The organism is Phocaeicola intestinalis (genome assembly GCF_014837065.1).
Lineage (GTDB): Bacteria > Bacteroidota > Bacteroidia > Bacteroidales > Bacteroidaceae > Phocaeicola > Phocaeicola intestinalis.
This window is the reverse complement of the sequence record NZ_JACSPP010000073.1, coordinates 1-17,163: the sequence shown is the minus strand read 5'-3', so window position 1 is coordinate 17,163 and position 17,163 is coordinate 1. Positions and strand designations below refer to the sequence as shown.

At 43.2% G+C, this 17,163-nt stretch carries 9 protein-coding genes and 2 tRNA genes; 7 read left to right on the top strand and 4 right to left on the bottom strand.

From position 1 onward, the window contains the following. Positions 1-75 (top strand) — tRNA-Val (locus tag H9625_RS15720). Between the two features lie 46 nt (positions 76-121). Next, positions 122-616 (top strand): 3'-5' exonuclease, encoded by a 495-nt coding sequence (locus H9625_RS15715; protein ID WP_087213452.1) that lies wholly within the window; start codon positions 122-124, stop codon positions 614-616. Between the two features lie 589 nt (positions 617-1,205). Here the strand turns inward: H9625_RS15715 and lepA are convergent. Next, positions 1,206-2,987 carry a translation elongation factor 4 gene (gene lepA, locus H9625_RS15710; RefSeq protein ID WP_087213449.1) on the bottom strand — a complete coding sequence of 594 codons (1,782 nt, stop codon included), beginning with the start codon at positions 2,985-2,987 and terminating at the stop codon, positions 1,206-1,208. A gap of 162 nt (positions 2,988-3,149) precedes the next feature. Here lepA and H9625_RS15705 point away from each other — a divergent pair, with 162 nt between their 5' ends. Next, complete coding sequence (locus tag H9625_RS15705) at positions 3,150-3,320, top strand: hypothetical protein (protein WP_158098050.1); 171 nt, start codon at positions 3,150-3,152, stop codon at positions 3,318-3,320. Between the two features lie 24 nt (positions 3,321-3,344). Here the strand turns inward: H9625_RS15705 and H9625_RS15700 are convergent, their stop codons facing one another. Beyond that, the gene (locus tag H9625_RS15700; protein WP_022039670.1) at positions 3,345-4,700 is read right to left on the bottom strand and encodes an MATE family efflux transporter; all 1,356 of its coding nucleotides are present in this window, start codon (positions 4,698-4,700) and stop codon (positions 3,345-3,347) included. Positions 4,701-4,899: 199 nt separating this feature from the next. Here H9625_RS15700 and H9625_RS15695 point away from each other — a divergent pair, with 199 nt between their 5' ends. From H9625_RS15695 to H9625_RS15680, 4 genes are all read left to right on the top strand, one after another. Then, positions 4,900-7,713: a helix-turn-helix domain-containing protein gene (locus H9625_RS15695; RefSeq protein WP_191765264.1), complete on the top strand. Its 2,814-nt coding sequence runs from the start codon at positions 4,900-4,902 to the stop codon at positions 7,711-7,713. 235 nt (positions 7,714-7,948) lie between these two features. Beyond that, a complete protein-coding gene (locus tag H9625_RS15690) occupies positions 7,949-10,885 on the top strand; it encodes a SusC/RagA family TonB-linked outer membrane protein (protein ID WP_087210646.1) in 2,937 nt (978 codons plus the stop codon). Between the two features lie 20 nt (positions 10,886-10,905). Continuing rightward, entirely contained in the window at positions 10,906-12,534 is a 1,629-nt protein-coding gene (locus H9625_RS15685; RefSeq protein WP_087210624.1) for a RagB/SusD family nutrient uptake outer membrane protein, read from the top strand. Between the two features lie 200 nt (positions 12,535-12,734). After that, positions 12,735-15,212, top strand: a complete 2,478-nt coding sequence (locus H9625_RS15680) for a glycoside hydrolase family 31 protein (RefSeq protein WP_225226470.1) — start codon at positions 12,735-12,737, stop codon at positions 15,210-15,212. A gap of 214 nt (positions 15,213-15,426) precedes the next feature. Here H9625_RS15680 and galE read toward each other — a convergent pair whose 3' ends face one another. Both galE and H9625_RS15670 read right to left on the bottom strand, forming a co-directional pair. Then, complete coding sequence (gene galE, locus H9625_RS15675) at positions 15,427-16,461, bottom strand: UDP-glucose 4-epimerase GalE (RefSeq protein ID WP_191765262.1); 1,035 nt, start codon at positions 16,459-16,461, stop codon at positions 15,427-15,429. Between the two features lie 216 nt (positions 16,462-16,677). Continuing rightward, positions 16,678-16,750: transfer RNA gene (locus tag H9625_RS15670), tRNA-Pro, on the bottom strand. Positions 16,751-17,163: the final 413 nt, after the last annotated feature.

Here is a 17,163-nt window from a genome sequence, read left to right as displayed (position 1 = left end):
GGGCGTTTAGCTCAGCTGGTTCAGAGCATCTGCCTTACAAGCAGAGGGTCGGCGGTTCGAATCCGTCAACGCCCACTTCCATTTAAATTAATCCTTTATTTTTTTTCTTGATATTCATTCTATGAAAGATTTTGCTGCCATCGATTTCGAAACAGCCAATGAATGTCCATCCAGTGTATGTAGTGTCGGGGTGGTAGTGGTACGTGAAGGAAAGATAGTCGGCAAGCTCTACCGTTTGATACGTCCGTGTCCTGATTATTATGCATATTGGAATACGCGCGTGCATGGATTGACCTCCCAAGATACAGCCCATGCGCAGCTTTTTCCGGAGGTATGGGCGGAAATAGCCCGGCTTATAGGGGATTTGCCTTTAGTGGCTCACAACAGTCCTTTCGATGAGAGGTGCCTAAAGGCAGTGTTCCGCACATATGGAATGGATTATCCCGATTATACCTTTTATTGTACATGCCGTGCTTCGCGGCGTGTTTTTGGCAAGCAGTTGCCTAACCATCAGTTGCAGACTGTAGCGGCTTGTTGTGGATACGACTTGACTAAACATCATCATGCGCTGGCTGACGCTGAGGCATGTGCACAGATAGCTCTTCAGATTCTGTAAGTTCTAAGAAACTGTTCTGAAAACGAATACATCAAGACAAGAAAAACTTTTTGGAGAAATTCAAAACAGTTTCTAGCATATAAGTAAGTGTGCAAAATTAAATGATATTGCCAGAAACACAGATTTTCGCGGATTAGCGCAGATTATTGTAATTTACGATTTGACAATTTGCTATCTACTATTTGAGCTTTAAATCGTACTTCGTAAATCGGAAAATAGTAAATTAAAAGAATCCGCGAAAATCTGTGTTAATCCTGTGTTTCTGAGCAGACACATTATATAAACTAATTCTCAACATCTACTTATCAACTGCGTGGCAAGATGAATTGCAGTCCTGTCCCAGTCCTATGCTGTCAGGACTGTTGTCCTATATAACCAGTACTCCAGTCCTATATCTACTAGGACTGCAGTCCTGGTAGATTAGGATTATGCGAGGACTGTATCTTTCTTTGCCGATACAGTCTTGTCCGGAAAAAGAACAAGTAATGTCCGCAGCGGCCATCCCCAATGATTATGCCCAAAATGATAGTATAATGATTGGGGAGGAATGCGGACATTCATATTGTATCTTTGCGTTCGGCCTACTTGTTTAATCCAGTTTCAGCACTGCCAGAAAAGCTTTTTGCGGCACTTCCACTGTGCCGATTTGTTTCATACGTTTCTTTCCGCGCTTTTGCTTTTCAAGCAATTTGCGTTTGCGGCTCACGTCGCCTCCATAACATTTTGCCGTTACATCCTTACGTACAGCCTTGATGGTTTCGCGGGCAATGATTTTTGAGCCGATAGCTGCCTGGATAGCTATTTCGAACTGTTGGCGTGGAATGAGTTCTTTTAGTTTTTCGCACATACGGCGTCCCAGTTCGTATGCATTGTCTACGTGGGTGAGGGTAGAGAGCGCATCTACCGGTTCGCCATTGAGCAGGATGTCCAGCTTCACCAGTTTTGAGGGGCGGAATCCTGCCGCATGATAATCGAACGAGGCATATCCTTTTGAAAGACTTTTCAGTTTATCGTAGAAGTCGATGACGATTTCGCCCAGTGGCATCTTGTAATGCAGTTCCACGCGGTTGCCCGAAATATAGTCTTGGCGCACCAGTTCGCCACGCTTGCCCAAACAGAGCGTCATGATAGAACCGATATAGTCGGTCGTGGTGATGATGGAGGCATCGATGTAGGGCTCTTCGATGTGGTCGATAAGTGTCGGGTCGGGCATACCGCCGGGGTTATGCACTTCCTGTACGCCTCCTTGCTTGTCGTATACCATATATGATACGTTGGGCACGGTGGTGATGACGTTCATATTGAACTCGCGGTCTAACCGTTCCTGTACAATTTCCATGTGGAGCAAGCCCAGAAATCCGCATCGGAAGCCAAAACCAAGTGCGAGAGACGATTCGGGTTGAAAAGTGAGCGAGGCATCATTCAACTGGAGTTTTTCCAGTGAGGAACGCAGGTTTTCATAATCTTCCGCCTCGATAGGGTAAACACCGGCAAATACCATCGGCTTTACTTCTTCGAAGCCTTCAATGGCTTTCTCGCATGGGCGGTCGATGTGGGTGATGGTATCGCCCACCTTAACCTCACGTGAAGTCTTGATGCCCGAGATGATGTAGCCTACATCACCTGTTCGCAGTTCTTTGCGTGGTACTAAATCCATTTTCAGTACGCCTACTTCATCGGCATCGTATTCTTTTCCTGTATTGAAAAATTTTACTTTGTCGCCGGTGCGGATGATGCCGTTTTCTACTTTAAAATAGGCGATGATGCCGCGGAACGAGTTAAAGACAGAGTCGAAAATCAATGCTTGGAGTGGTGCGTTTTCATCACCTTGCGGACAAGGTATCCGTTCGACAACTGCTTTCAGTATTTCTTCCACGCCCATACCGGTCTTTCCCGAAGCACGGATGATTTCCTCACGCTTGCATCCCAGCAGGTCGATGATTTCGTCTTCTACCTCTTCGGGCATAGCGCTGTCCATGTCGCATTTGTTCATTACGGGGATGATTTCCAGGTCGTGTTCCAATGCCATGTAGAGGTTTGAGATAGTCTGTGCCTGTACTCCTTGCGAGGCATCCACTACCAGTAAGGCTCCTTCACACGCAGCGATGGAGCGTGACACTTCGTATGAGAAGTCTACGTGCCCCGGGGTATCGATGAGGTTGAGAATGTATTTTTCGCCTCCGTAGGTGTATTCCATCTGGATAGCGTGGCTCTTGATGGTGATGCCGCGTTCCCGTTCCAGGTCCATGTCGTCGAGCATCTGCCCTTCGGTGATTTTGATAGTCTGGGTGTATTCCAGCAAGCGGTCGGCAAGTGTGGATTTCCCATGGTCAATATGGGCGATGATGCAGAAATTTCGGATATTCTTCATATAGTTTACTTGATTACAGCGTTTTGTGCGCAAAGATAGCGAAAAATGTAAAAGTGACCAAATTTGAAGTTCACCACAGATTACGCAGATTAAATCAATCAATGTGATATGAATGGTTCATCGTGATAGTTGATTTAGAAGCTGTTTTGAATTTATCGTGCGATGATTTGGGATGAGTTTTTGAGGCATTTTCGCTTTTGTGATGAGGAAGATAGCGGGCTATCTGACGAAGAACAGGAGCGGAAAGGACCAAAAAATCGCCCAAAGCACGCACGAAAACGGATACATCAAGCCAAGAAAAACTTTTTGGAGAAATTCAAAACAGCTTCTTAATCTGTGTAATCTGTGGTGAAAAAATTAATTTCTCTCTTTCGCTACGATGAGATTCAGCCGCCGGTAAACATACGAGAAGGCAGGAATCAGGAAGAGGCAGGCGAAGAGCCATGCGGTAGGGTCGCCGAAACATACACCTAAGAATCCGAATGCCGGAACTACGATGAGGCTGACCAACACACGGGCTATCATTTCGGATACCCCCGAAAACATGGCGAGTTTGGTATAGCCGGCTCCCTGAATGCTGTAGCGAAGAACACTCAGCAATCCGAGCAAGGGGAAGAAAGAAACGTTGATATGGACAAAGAGAGCCGTATCTTTAATGATTTCCGTTTCGCTCGGGTCGACAAACAGAAGGGCTATCTTATCTGCCCAACCCCAGATGATGATGTTTACTGCTATAATGTAAATCATCATCATGCCTACTGCCGACTTGATTCCTTGCCAGATACGGTCGGGTTTGCCTGCTCCGTAGTTTTGTCCGCTATAGGTAGCCATCGCCATGCCTAAACTGTCGAGGGCGCACATAAATACCATTTTAATACGCATCGCAGCCGTAAATGCCGCAACGCACGCCGTGCCTAATGCATTGTTGGCACTTTGCAGCATGATACTGCCAATGGCGGTAATGGAGAATTGAAGTCCCATCGGTACACCGATAGACAAAAGTTGCTTGGCAAGTTCGGGACGGAATCGGCGGTCGGAAGCTGTGGTGCGCAATATCTCGAACTTACGGTTCATATAAAGGTAGCATAAGAGTGCGGATACGCCTTGAGATACTACCGTAGCTATTGAAGCTCCTGCCACTCCCCAGCCCAATACCAAAATGCAGAACAGGTCGAGGAATATGTTTAATACGGTAGAAAGAAGCAGGAACCAGAAAGGGGTCTTGCTGTCTCCCAAAGCCCGGATAACACTCGAAAGCAGGTTGTAGAAGAATGTGCACGGAATACCGATGAATGTGATGAGCAGGTATTGATAAGCTCCTTCGAAGATATTTTCAGGAGTTTGCATGCTTCGTAGGATGAAGGCGCAAAGCAAACTGGTAATGACGGTTATCGCCACCGACATGACTCCGGCTATTTTCAGGCTTACAGATACGTAACGGCGCATCGTGACATAATCTCTTGCACCGAACTTCTGTGCCACGGGGATAGCGAAGCCTCCGCAGCATCCGTTGCAGAACCCCAGTATCAGGAATACCACCGAAGTGCTGGCTCCTACCGATGCCAAAGCATTGATGCCTAAGAATTTGCCCACGATGGCGGCATCTACCAGCGAGTAGGTTTGCTGAAGCAGGTTGCCCAGCAGAAGGGGCAGGGTGAAGTTGAATATCAACGGCAGGGAACGCCCCGAAGTCATTTCTTTTGATTGTGCCATACTACTCCAACTAAATCGGGTGCAAAATTAAGGGAAAGCCGATTATTGTGTTCTTTCGAAAGAGGAATAATCGGATTTTTATTGAAAATCTTGTGCTAAATCAAGAGTGGGAAAGTATGATTTGAAAGAATCTGTTTGGATATGGAGAAAGAATCATATATCTTTGTTGTAACTTAACCTAAGAAAAACAAGAAATAGGATGAAGCGTTTGCTCCTTATTATATATATCTATATGGCATTCGCAGCAGGACGTGTCTTTGCAGAAGTGCCTTTCGTGGTGTTCACACCAATTGATGCTACACAAGGGTTATCAGGTAATCAAGTGAGGAACATTGCCCAGCTTCCCGATGGACGCATGTTGATAACTACGGTCGGCCAGTTTAATTTGTATGACGGCACAGGATTCACTTACCTGCATTATGGACCAGAACATATTTGTAAACTTTCTACTTATTCTGGTTTTCATCATGAATATATAGACGGGCATGGGCATGTATGGATGAAGAATTGGTACATGCTTGTGGCGGTGGATATCACCACAGAGCGGATGTTAGCCCGTCCGGATAGTTTATTGAGGCAATGGGGGGTGGATGAACCATTGAAGGATTTTTTCATGGATGAGGAGAAGACTCTTTGGGTAGTGACAGAAAGTGATAAGCTGGTTTGTATCCATAGCAAGGATTTGCAGGCAAAATGTATATTGCATCAAGTGTCTTCTTTGTCAGGACAAAAGGATGATTCACTTTATGATTTGGCAGTATCCAAGGGAAAACTTTATTTGTTTTATCATTCAGGTACATTGTTTTGCTATGATTTGACTTCCCGGCGTGAAATGTATCGAAAGAAGTTAGGCGATGTCTTGCCGGAGGATTGGTATGGAAATACATCATATGCCGTGGCACGTCAAGACGGTTTTTATCAATTGTGTAACGGGAAAAGTGGCGGTGCATTGCTTTATTATGATTATGAATCATGTAAGTGGACTGAAGTGCTTCGTGTACCTTATTGGCTAAATGATATTTCGCCCGATGGGGAAGGGAATGTGTGGCTGACTTGTGCAGAAGGGCTTTGGTTTATTTCATCGGATTTAAGTCAAAAACACTACATTCCTGCGGTGAAGTTAGTAGACGGGCGGAAAATAGAGACTGAATTAAGCACGCTTTATCATGATGCCCGTGGCGGATTGTGGGTCGGTACGTTGAATAGAGGTATGCTTTATTATCATCCAGACCGTTTTCGTTTCCGTAATATCGGACGGACTTTATTTCCGGTTACAGATGATGAGGATTTACAGGTTATAGGCTTTAGAGAAACCGATGAACATCAGCTATTGGTGGAAACAACGGAAGGCATATTTGAATATACTCCTGATAATGTACTTTCTCCATTGAAAAAAACAGGCTTGTCTGTATTTCGCAAGAACATTTCAATAAGCGATTCGTTGCACATTTCGCCTTTACATCCTTGTAATGATGTATTAATTGATTCTGAAAAGAATATCTGGATAGGGCAAGAAGATGGGTTGGTGTACTGGAATCCAAGAACAGGTACTAAACGTACATTTTATACAACAGACGGTTTGGTCAATAATGTAATCCGTTCAATTATTGCGACTTCTGATTCTACGCTTTGGATTGCAACAGCTAACGGACTTTCTTATCTGACGGTTCATTCGGGGAGAGATGGGACAGACCGTTATTCATTTGCCAATTTCAATCAATTGGACGGAGTTATTGAGAATGAGTTTTGTTCCCGTTCAGTCTTTCAAGCTTCTGACGGTACAATTTATTGGGGGGGCATCAATGGATTCAATAGCCTTTCTTCTTCTAAACGGGTGTTAGGGCAGTCTCCTTTTATTCCGCTTTTTGTCGGCTTTAATTTGTTTGGGAAGCGGGTAGAGCAAGGAGTGGCATACGATGGTAGGGTGATTTTGGAACGTCCTTTGTCACAGATGCAAGAGATTGTATTGGAACATGACCAGAATTTTTTCTCATTGGAGTTTTCTGCTTTAAATTATATCAATCCTACTCAGACGTATTATCGGTATTGTTTAGAAGGGTTAGATGAGAAAGAATTGCAGATGCGTTCTTCAGACGGACGAGGATATGTCACTTATACGGATGTGCCTCCTGGAACGTACTGTTTTCGTGTTCGTGCAACACGTAACGGTGAAAATTGGCAAGGGTGTTATGCTGAATTACATATTACGGTGAATCCTCCTTTCTGGCAGACTCCGTGGGCTTACTTACTTTATGTCTTGGCTGCATTAGGGGCAATTGTAGGTTCGTTAACTGGTTATTTACGTTATAAGAAACGTTCTCTGATACGTGAACAAAAAGAGAAGTTGGACGAAATGAAGGGCATATTTTTGCAAAACATCAATCAAGAATTGCAGGCTCCTATAGAAAAAATGTTGCCTTCTTTGGATGAGGCACTTTATTCGGTGAATGAAGGTTGTATGAAGCGTCGGTTGCAGGGAATAAAACAGGAAACTTTAGGATTGAAAAATCTGATAGGGCAATTGGCTGACGGCGTATTGCTTCCTTTGCCTGCGGATGAGAAAACACTTGATTTGGATGCGCTGTTAATGGATATGCGTCGTTTATTGGAAAAGCAAGGAGAACGGAAAAGACAATCGCAGGAAAAGGTATTGCCTGATAAGGAGAATGCTTTGTTGTCGGAATCTGATGAGGCTTTTATCCGTAAGGCATTGTATTATGTGGAACAGAATCTTACAAATCCGGCATATTCGGTTGAGGCATGGAGCCGTGACCTTTGTATGGATCGTACCGGATTATATCGGAAATTGGTAGCAATAGTAGGAAAAACACCAACTAGTTTTATTCGTTCCGTTCGGCTGAAGCAGGCCGCCCGTTTGTTGGAAGAGGGTTATACAGTAGCCGAAGTGGCAGATATGGTAGGTTTTAGTACATCGAGTTATCTTAGTAAATGTTTTCAGGAAGAATTCGGGGTACGGCCATCTCTATATGTGAATCGGAAAAGAAAACATTGAAAAAATACTTGGGTTTTCAACATTTATGTTATTCCTTGCAACATAAGTGCATTGTGTATGACATGAAACAAATTACCTTTGTAGTGATTCATTTTATACAATGAAAACATAATTGTTAATTTAATTTTTTAATCTTATTTTTATGAAAAACTCAAAAGGTGTAATGTTGGCTATTTTGGCCACATTTTGTTTGAATGGGTCGGTATTTTCATTGTCTGTCCCGTTAGATACCGGCATGAAGGAGCAGTTGGGCAATGGTATACAATCGCAACAGCAGCAAGCAAAAATCAAGGTGACAGGAAAGGTAGTAGACAGGAACGGAGAGCCAGTTATTGGTGCTTCTATCAAAGAGGAAGGTTCTACAAACGGTACAATTACCGATTTGGATGGAAATTTTTCTCTGGAAGTAACAAAGAAGGCTATGCTTGAAGTTTCTTTTATCGGTTTCAAACCTGAACGTGTATTGGCTCAAGCAAACAAGACTTTGCAAATAACTATGCGCGAAGATACGGAATTGCTGGACGAAGTGGTGGTAATCGGTTACGGTACGCAACGTAAGGGAGATGTAACCAGTGCGGTGGCCAGTGTGAAGGCAGATGACTTTGTAAAAGGGGCGGTCAAAGATGTCGGTCAATTGATTCAAGGTAAAGTGGCTGGTTTGGCTATTACCAATCCGAGTGGTGACCCGGCAGGAGGAACGCAGATACGCTTGAGAGGAACGAATACTATTGGTGGTGCAAATACAAATCCATTGATATTGATTGATGGTGTTCCGGGTGATTTAAGCACGGTAGCACCGGAAGACGTAGAAAGCGTAGATGTGTTGAAAGACGGTTCTGCAGCAGCCATTTATGGTACACGCGGTACGAATGGTGTGATTTTGATTACAACCAAACAAGCTAAAGGAGGGGATATTTGTGCGGTAGATTATAGTGGATACATCAGTACATCTATGTTGGCAAATAAATTGGATATGCTGGACGGACGTGAATTTGCCGCATTGTATCCGGATTATGATTATGGTTATAATACAGATTGGGTAGACGAAATAACCCGTACTCCTGTCAGTCATGTGCATAACCTTTCTTTGATGGGAGGCAATTCGAAAACCAGTTACATAGCCAATATCAATTATGCAGACCTTCAGGGAACCATGAAAAAATCAGATTTTGAGAATTTCCGCGGGCGTGTCGAAATTACGCATCGGATGTTTGATGATAAGGTAAGATTGAAATTTGGTGTATTCGGAAGAAAAAGCCAAATGGAGTCTACTACCAGCGGAGGAAGTTTTCGTGGAGCTGTCTATTCACAAGCTACACGCCGTAATCCGACCGAACCTATACGTAATGAGGACGGGTCGTGGTATGAAAATGTAAACAAGTTCGAATATGAAAATCCATTGGCTTTGCTGTATGAAGCAGGAGGAAATGTGAAACGAACAGAATTACGTTATAATGGAAGTATTACATATAATCCGATTAAGGACTTGACGTTGTCTGCCATGTTTTCTTATACCCGAAAGAACATGAACCGTGGATATAGTGAAACTCAAAATCATATCTCGGCATTGCGTGACCATAAAGACGGATGGTCTTCTGTCGGTTCTTCTACAGAAATGGAAAAATTGATGGAATTGACAGCGCAGTATAATAAGAACATTAATGAACATACATTCTCTATCATGGGGGGATATACGTATGATGAAACTGATTATGAAGATCTTTATTTTGACAATTACGGATTCCAAGACGATTATTTTGGCGGATGGCACAATATCGGTATCGGGTCTGCTTTGAAAGAAGGAAAAGCATCGGCAGGTTCCAGCAAGACACGTACCAACCTGATTGGTTTTTTTGGTCGTGCTACTTATTCATGGAAAAACCGCTACTTGTTTATGGCCGCCTTGCGTTATGAAGGTGCAAGTCAGTTGTGGGGGACTGATAATGCATGGGGATTGTTCCCTTCAGTTTCATTCGGTTGGAGAATCACAGAAGAATCATTCATGCAACATCAGAATGTATTCGATGATTTGAAGCTTCGTATAGGTTATGGTGTGACAGGTTCCCAGCCTGCTAAATCATTTTTAGGAGTGGCTATGCTTAAATATGGTTCGTATGCATACGTGAATAATGCATGGATACAAACTATTGTTCCAGCTTCTAATCCGAATCCGGATTTGCGTTGGGAAGAAAAGAAAGAAACGAACATAGGTCTTGACTGGGTTTCTTGGAATGGACGTTTATCTGGAACGATTGATTATTATAACCGCTTGGTGGACGGTCTGATTTATGATTATGCGGTGCCCACTCCTCCGAACTTATATAATACAACTACCGCTAATGGTGGTAAGATGAGAAACCAGGGTGTCGAAGTGCTGGTTAATGTGATTCCGGTACAGACAAAAGATTTTGAATGGAGCACTGCAGCAACATTCTCTTTCAACTCGAACAAGTTGGAGAGCCTTTCAGGAAGCATTTTTAAAACCGAGTATGATTATTTCGATACTGGTTCAGTAGAATATGCCGGACAAGTGGCATCATCCCATCGGGTGCAAGTAGGAGAAAGTATTGGTAATTTTTATGGATTTAAAGTTGTTGATGTGGATAGCGAAGGACGTTGGATTTATGAAGACCGGAATGGTAATTTAGTTAATTACAAAGATTTCACTCATGCTCCGGAAGACAAACATGTTATCGGAAACGGTTTGCCGAAATATTATGCTGGATGGAACAATAACTTCCGTTACAAGAATTTTGATTTGGCCATTACCATGCGTGGTGCGTTTGGTTTCCAAATTATCAACGGTGCCCGTATGAACTATGAAAATGTGAAGAATTCCCGTGTAGAAAACCGTTTAAAGTCTGTCAATGATTTGATTTTTGGTAAGCATACATTAAGTCCGGAAGTTGAACCTGAATTTAACAGCTATTATGTAGAGGATGGTGATTACTGGAAAATAGATAATATTACCTTGGGATATAATTTCGGTAAGATTGGGAAATATATAAAGTCTTTGCGTCTGTATGCTTCGGTATTGAATGCGTTGACTATTACAGGTTATAAAGGTATCGATCCGGAAGTTCCCACCGATGGACTGACACCTGGATATGATACGCGAGACCGGTATCCGACATCACGTTCGTTTACTTTCGGAGTTAATGTTAAGTTTTAATTTTTTCAATATTTACGGCAATGAAAAATACGATAAATCATAAATTATGTTCGATTGGGCTGATGGCTGTACTTTTAGCAAGCAGCAGTGCATGTACCAATCTGTTAGATGAAAGTTTTGGGCAAGTGGTATCAGAAAACTATTCCCCCAAAACCGAAGAGGAAGTAAGTTATTTGGTGAATGCGGCTTATATTCCGTGGCGTGAAACTTTTTTGCAATGGAATGGGGTTGTCCGTTCTCAGGAATTGTCTGCCGATCAGGATGTTATTCCTGCTCGTTTGGGTATTGGTTGGGTAGACGGATATATCTATAAGCGTTGGCATGAGCATACATGGACTACAGAAGATGACGGGGTATTGCAGGGTTGGGAACGCACGTACAACGGCATTAATACCTGCAACCGGATTCTTTCTCAGATAGAGGATGGAGAAATCACGGTGGATGAGGCTACAAGAGAACCTTTGATTGCAGAATTGAAAGTGTTACGCGCATCTTATTATTATATATTGGTAGACCTTTATGGAAATGTGCCTATTGTGACAGACTTCAAGGATTCTTCTTTACCTAAACAGTCTACACGGAAAGAGGTATTCGACTTTATCATAAAAGAAGTGACAGAGAATATTGATTTGTTATCAGAAACTCCACGTGGATATTATTATGGACGTTTTAATAAATGGGCTGCCCATACATTGCTCGCTAAAATGTATTTGAATGCAGAAGTATGGTCAGGTACTCCGCAATGGCAAAAGTGTATAGACGAATGCGATGTAGTGATTAATTTTGCTAATTCTTCCAATGAATATGCTTTGGAATCGAACCAAAAGAATATATTTGTTACGAATAATGAAAATTCAAAAGAAATCATTTTCGCATTGCCTTTTGATGAAATTTACGTAACCGGCTGGAATGATTTTGATTTCCATATGTACACACTGGCTCCGGAAAACCAAGATACTTATCAATTTACTGAACGGCCTTGGGGAGGTGTATGTGCTATACCGCAATTCATTGACACCTTCCATCCGAATGACCTTCGTCTGGCACAAAATTATATTCAAGGTCAGCAATATACAGCTTCAGGTGAAATCTTGCAACGAAGCGATGGTGAAGGACCGCTGATTTATACGAATTCAGTGCCTTCTATTGATGCTTCTGATGTAGATGATGGCTATCGTTGGGGTAAGTTTGAGTATGCTCAAGGGATAACTAACCGTTTAAGTAATGATTGGCCTTTATTCCGCTATGCAGATATTTTGATGATGAAAGCAGAAGCATTGATGCGTTCGGGGCAACCAGGTGCTGGGGAGTTGGTTACCGAAGTTCGTAAACGTGCATTCGAGGACATAAATGACGCTATTGTGACTGATCAGCAATTGGAAGAAGGTAGTTGTTATGATTATGGACGCCGTGATGAAAATATGGAAACCCACGAAGGTGGAGAAGATATAAAATATGGTCGTTTCTTAGACGAATTAGGATGGGAATTTTGTCAAGAAGGACGTCGCCGTCAAGACATGATTCGGTTTGGTGTATTTACAACGAAATCATGGTTCTCTCATGATAAGAGTAACCCGAACCGGAATCTGTATCCGATACCTAATAAGATTATGTTGACTAATAGCAATCTGACACAGAACCCGCAATAAACTGAGGGCAGTTTTTTATAATCCATCCGCAATGATTTTTTCGTATGTTGTGGATGGATTTTTTATGGACTGTCATTGAAAAACAAGGCAGTTTTCAACATTTGTATTGTTTCTTGCAACGTTGGTACATCATATAAGATATGAAATGGATTATCTTTGTGAAGTTGTTATATAATCAAAATATAGAAAATAGCTTTATCATGAAAAAACGAAATTTGATTCTGTTTGCAGCACTGGCATCGTGTATGGCAACTTGGGCACAGACCTATGAGAAGACCGAACATGGAGTAAAATTTCAGACTGCTTCGCCTATATTGAATGGAGAAGTGGTGTTTTATGCGCCATCCATCGTGCGCGTAGTGAAGTATCCATCGGCAGAGATGCCTGAAAAAAAGAGTTATCCCATTATCAAGACTCCCGAAAAAGTAGATATTACTTATGCGCAGGACGGGAGCAAAGTGCGGATGACTACTTCCAATATGACCGTTACACTTGATATTACTACTGGAAAAGTCGTTTATGCGGATGGGAAAGGAAAGACTTTGTTACAAGAAAAGGAAATGGGAACAAACTTTATTTCGCGCAAAGACGTTACGCAAGACGCTTATACCGTCAGTCAGTCGTTTGTCCTCCAACCTGAAGAAGTCATTTATGGATTAGGGCAACGCCAAAGCGGAGCAATGAACCATCGGAATCAGCAGATTCATCTATCGAACGGGAACACGAATATCTGCATTCCTTATTTTACTTCTGAAAAAGGATATGGCGTGTACTGGGACAATCCGGGCATTTCGGATTTCAGCGATACGCCCTACGAAACCTCGTTCTCTTCGCAGGTAGGGCATTGCTCGGATTATTATTTTCTGTATCGTGATGGTACGCAGGACGGTGTAATCGCTTGTGTTCGTGACCTAACAGGAAAGGCAACCATGTTTCCGTTGTGGACCATGGGCTATTGGCAATGCCGCGAGCGTTATAAAAGCCCCGATGAATTGTGCGATGTGCTAGACCGTTACCGTAAACTGGAGATTCCACTCGACGGCATTGTGCAAGACTGGCAATATTGGGGATGCGACTCGAACTGGAACGCGATGAAGTTTATGAATCCCCGTTATATCAATAAAATGGCCGATCCGGTAGCCATGCGTTATCTGCCCAACGGAGAAGACCCGAAAGCGAAATATCCGAAACCTCGTATCAAGAGTCCGGAAGAAATGGTGGAATATGTACACAAGAACCATGCCCACCTGATGATTTCGGTATGGGCAAGCTTCGGACCGTGGACCGGTCAATTCAAGGAGTTGGATAAGATGGGTGCTTTGCTGAAATTCGAGACATGGCCTCCCAAGTCGGGCGCGCATCCGTATGACCCGTTCAATAAAGACGCACGCGATTTGTATTGGCGTTATCTCAGTCATTTGCACAATATGGGTATTGATGCGTGGTGGACTGACTCTACCGAGCCCGACCACTTGAATCCCAAAGAGAGTGATTTCGACCTGATGACTGCCGATGGTTCGTTCCGCTCGAACCACAATGCTTTCCCCTTGGTGCACAACCGGGGCATTTATGAGCATCAGCGCAGTGTGTCAGATGAAAAACGTGTATTCCAGATGACCCGTTCAGGCTATTTGGGTCAGCAACATTATGGTGCATTAAGCTGGAGTGGTGACGTTGTATCCAGTTGGGATGTATTGCGCCAGCAGATTCCTGCCGGACTGAATTTCACGCTTTGCGGTATTCCATTTTGGAATACAGATCTAGGTGGTTTCTTTGGTTGGGAGTACAACAATGATTGTACCAATGTTGCTTATCAGGAATTGCATGCACGTTGGTTCCAGTGGGGATGCTTCATGCCCTTGATGCGTAACCACTGTTCATCGCCCATGATGAATGAAATATGGCTCTTCGGCAAGGAAGGCGACTGGGCATACGATGTGCAGAAGCGTTTTATCGAATTGCGTTATCGCCTGCTGCCTTATATATATAGCTTAAACGGTGCAGTAGTACAAGAAAACGGCATGATGATGCGTCCGTTGGTGATGGATTTTGCCCACGATCGAAAAGCCATTTTGCTGGACAACGAATATCTCTTTGGAAAGAATATTTTGGTACGTCCTGTGACTGACCCGCTTTATACGAAAAAGGTAGAAGGCAATAAAGGAGTGGCTATCGTGCCTGATATTGCTAAAGCGTCCGCACCGATGAAGGTTTATCTGCCGAAGGGTACGAAATGGATTGATTTTTGGACCAACGAGCCGGTAGAAGGCGGACAGGAAATCAGCCGTGAGTGTCCTGTCGACATCCTTCCGCTTTACATCAAGGCGGGAAGCATCCTTCCGTTAGGTCCAGAAGTGCAATATTCGGATGAAAAGAAATGGGATAACCTCGACCTCTGCATTTATCCAGGTGCCGATGGTGAGTTTACATTATACGAAGACGAAGGTGACAATTACAATTACGAAAAAGGCATGTTCTCTACCATTCGTTTCTCTTGGGACGATGCCTCTCGCACACTTACCATTGAAGACCGTAAAGGGGAATATCCTACGATGTTGAAACGCCGCAACTTCCGCATCACACTGATGCAGCCCGGCAAGCAGACAGCAGAAACTGTTATCGCAGAGGCTGATAAGAAAGTCAGCTATTCGGGAAAGAAGATTTCGGTAAAACTTTAAGCAGTTAATAGTTAATAATGCGAATCAGGAGTTAAACGTAATTATGTTTCACAGAAGTTATCACTTCATTCAGGAATTAAAGGCCAATAGTCCTGCTTCTGAAATAATGCAAGAGGTATTGTCATCTAACTCCTAGCCCACTATGCGGGTGATAACTTCTTATAACTCCATTTTAACTCCTGATTGGCATTATTAACTATTCATTATCCAATTATCATTGGATTCCGTTCTCACGCAGTTTCAGTTGCCATTCCCATGCCGAGCGCAGTGTGTCTTCCAGTGAAGTTTCTGCCTTCCAGCCTAGTTCGTTGTTGGCGTATGTCGGGTCTGCCCATACTTGTTCGATATCTCCTGCGCGCCGTTTGCCTATCTGGTAGTTCAGTTTTACACCTGTCGAAGCTTCAAAAGCGTGAATCAATTCCAATACAGAAACGCCTTTTCCAGTACCGATGTTGAATACCTCTACTGTGTCTTTCTGCTTGCCGTCCAGAATACGGTGCATTGCTGTGACATGTGCCTTTGCCAAGTCTACTACGTAAATGTAATCACGGATGCAAGAACCGTCGGGTGTGTTGTAGTCATCACCGAATACGGTCAGCTTTTCACGGATACCGATAGCGGTCTGAGTCAAGTAAGGGATGAGGTTCTGCGGAACTCCATTGGGCAATTCACCGATAAGAGCTGTCGGATGTGCACCAATCGGGTTGAAGTAGCGCAACAAGATAGCATGGATAGGCGAACCTGAAGCGATGGTGTCACGGATGATTTCCTCGTTGATTTGTTTGGTGTTTCCGTAAGGAGATTCCGCTTTCTTGATAGGAGCTTCTTCGGTTACAGGAAGCTGGTCGGGCTGGCCGTAAACGGTGCACGAAGAAGAGAAGATGATGCCTTCTACATTGTATTTCGGCATCAGTTCCAACAGGTTGATAAGCGAGACGATATTGTTGCGGTAGTATAGCAGAGGTTTCTGTACAGACTCGCCTACGGCTTTGCTGGCAGCGAAGTGAATAATTCCTTTTATGCCTGGATATTTCGTGAATACGTTTTCCAGTGCGGCATAGTCCAGACAGTCTACGTGTTCGAAAGCGGGGCGGATGCCAGTTATTTTTTCAATGTTGTCCACCACATCGGCGCGTGAGTTTGACAGGTTATCCACAATCACTACATCGTACCCGTTGTTTTGCAATTCTACTACGGTATGCGAACCTATGTAGCCCGTACCGCCAGTTACTAAAATTCTTTCTTTCATTTTATAAGGTATTAATTTGATAAGGTTCTTATATTATCCATACAAAAATAGAAAGAAATATCGAAAAATGAATGTATTAAAAAACAAAAAGGCGCAAAATGACCGATTTGTAGTCCCATTATGACGATTTTGATACACAGGCTTTCGGCAGGGGACTTCATGAAGTGTCTAAAAAATAAAGACGAGGATAGAATTATTTCTATCTTCGTCTTTATGTCGGAATGAGGCGACTCGAACGCCCGACCCCTACGTCCCGAACGTAGTGCGCTACCAACTGCGCTACATTCCGATTGTGTATCGTCCTCTTTCGATAACGGGTGCAAAGGTAAGGTTTTTTTTGATATTCACAAAATAATAGTCGTTTTTTTTCTTGAAAAATGCGAATTTCTTTTATACCGCTTGTGTTTTTGCTGTATAATTGGCTGTGATGGGAGAATGCGCAGCTGTTATACAATGTGTGGTATGGATTTATGCTTTTTGTTGATGTTGTCACAGGACACATGAATTCACAGACAACACAGAGAAGCACATAAGCAATAAGCAAAAAATCTGTGTTTGCTTGTGTCTTTCAGGTGTGAAAAGAGGCAAGTAAACACATTGGTTTCCTTGCCTCTTCCTGATGTATGCTCGGCATGAGTATTAGCTAACGGGTGCAAGTCCCTAATGAGCCCTAATAGCGGGAATCATACAGCCCAAAGCAAG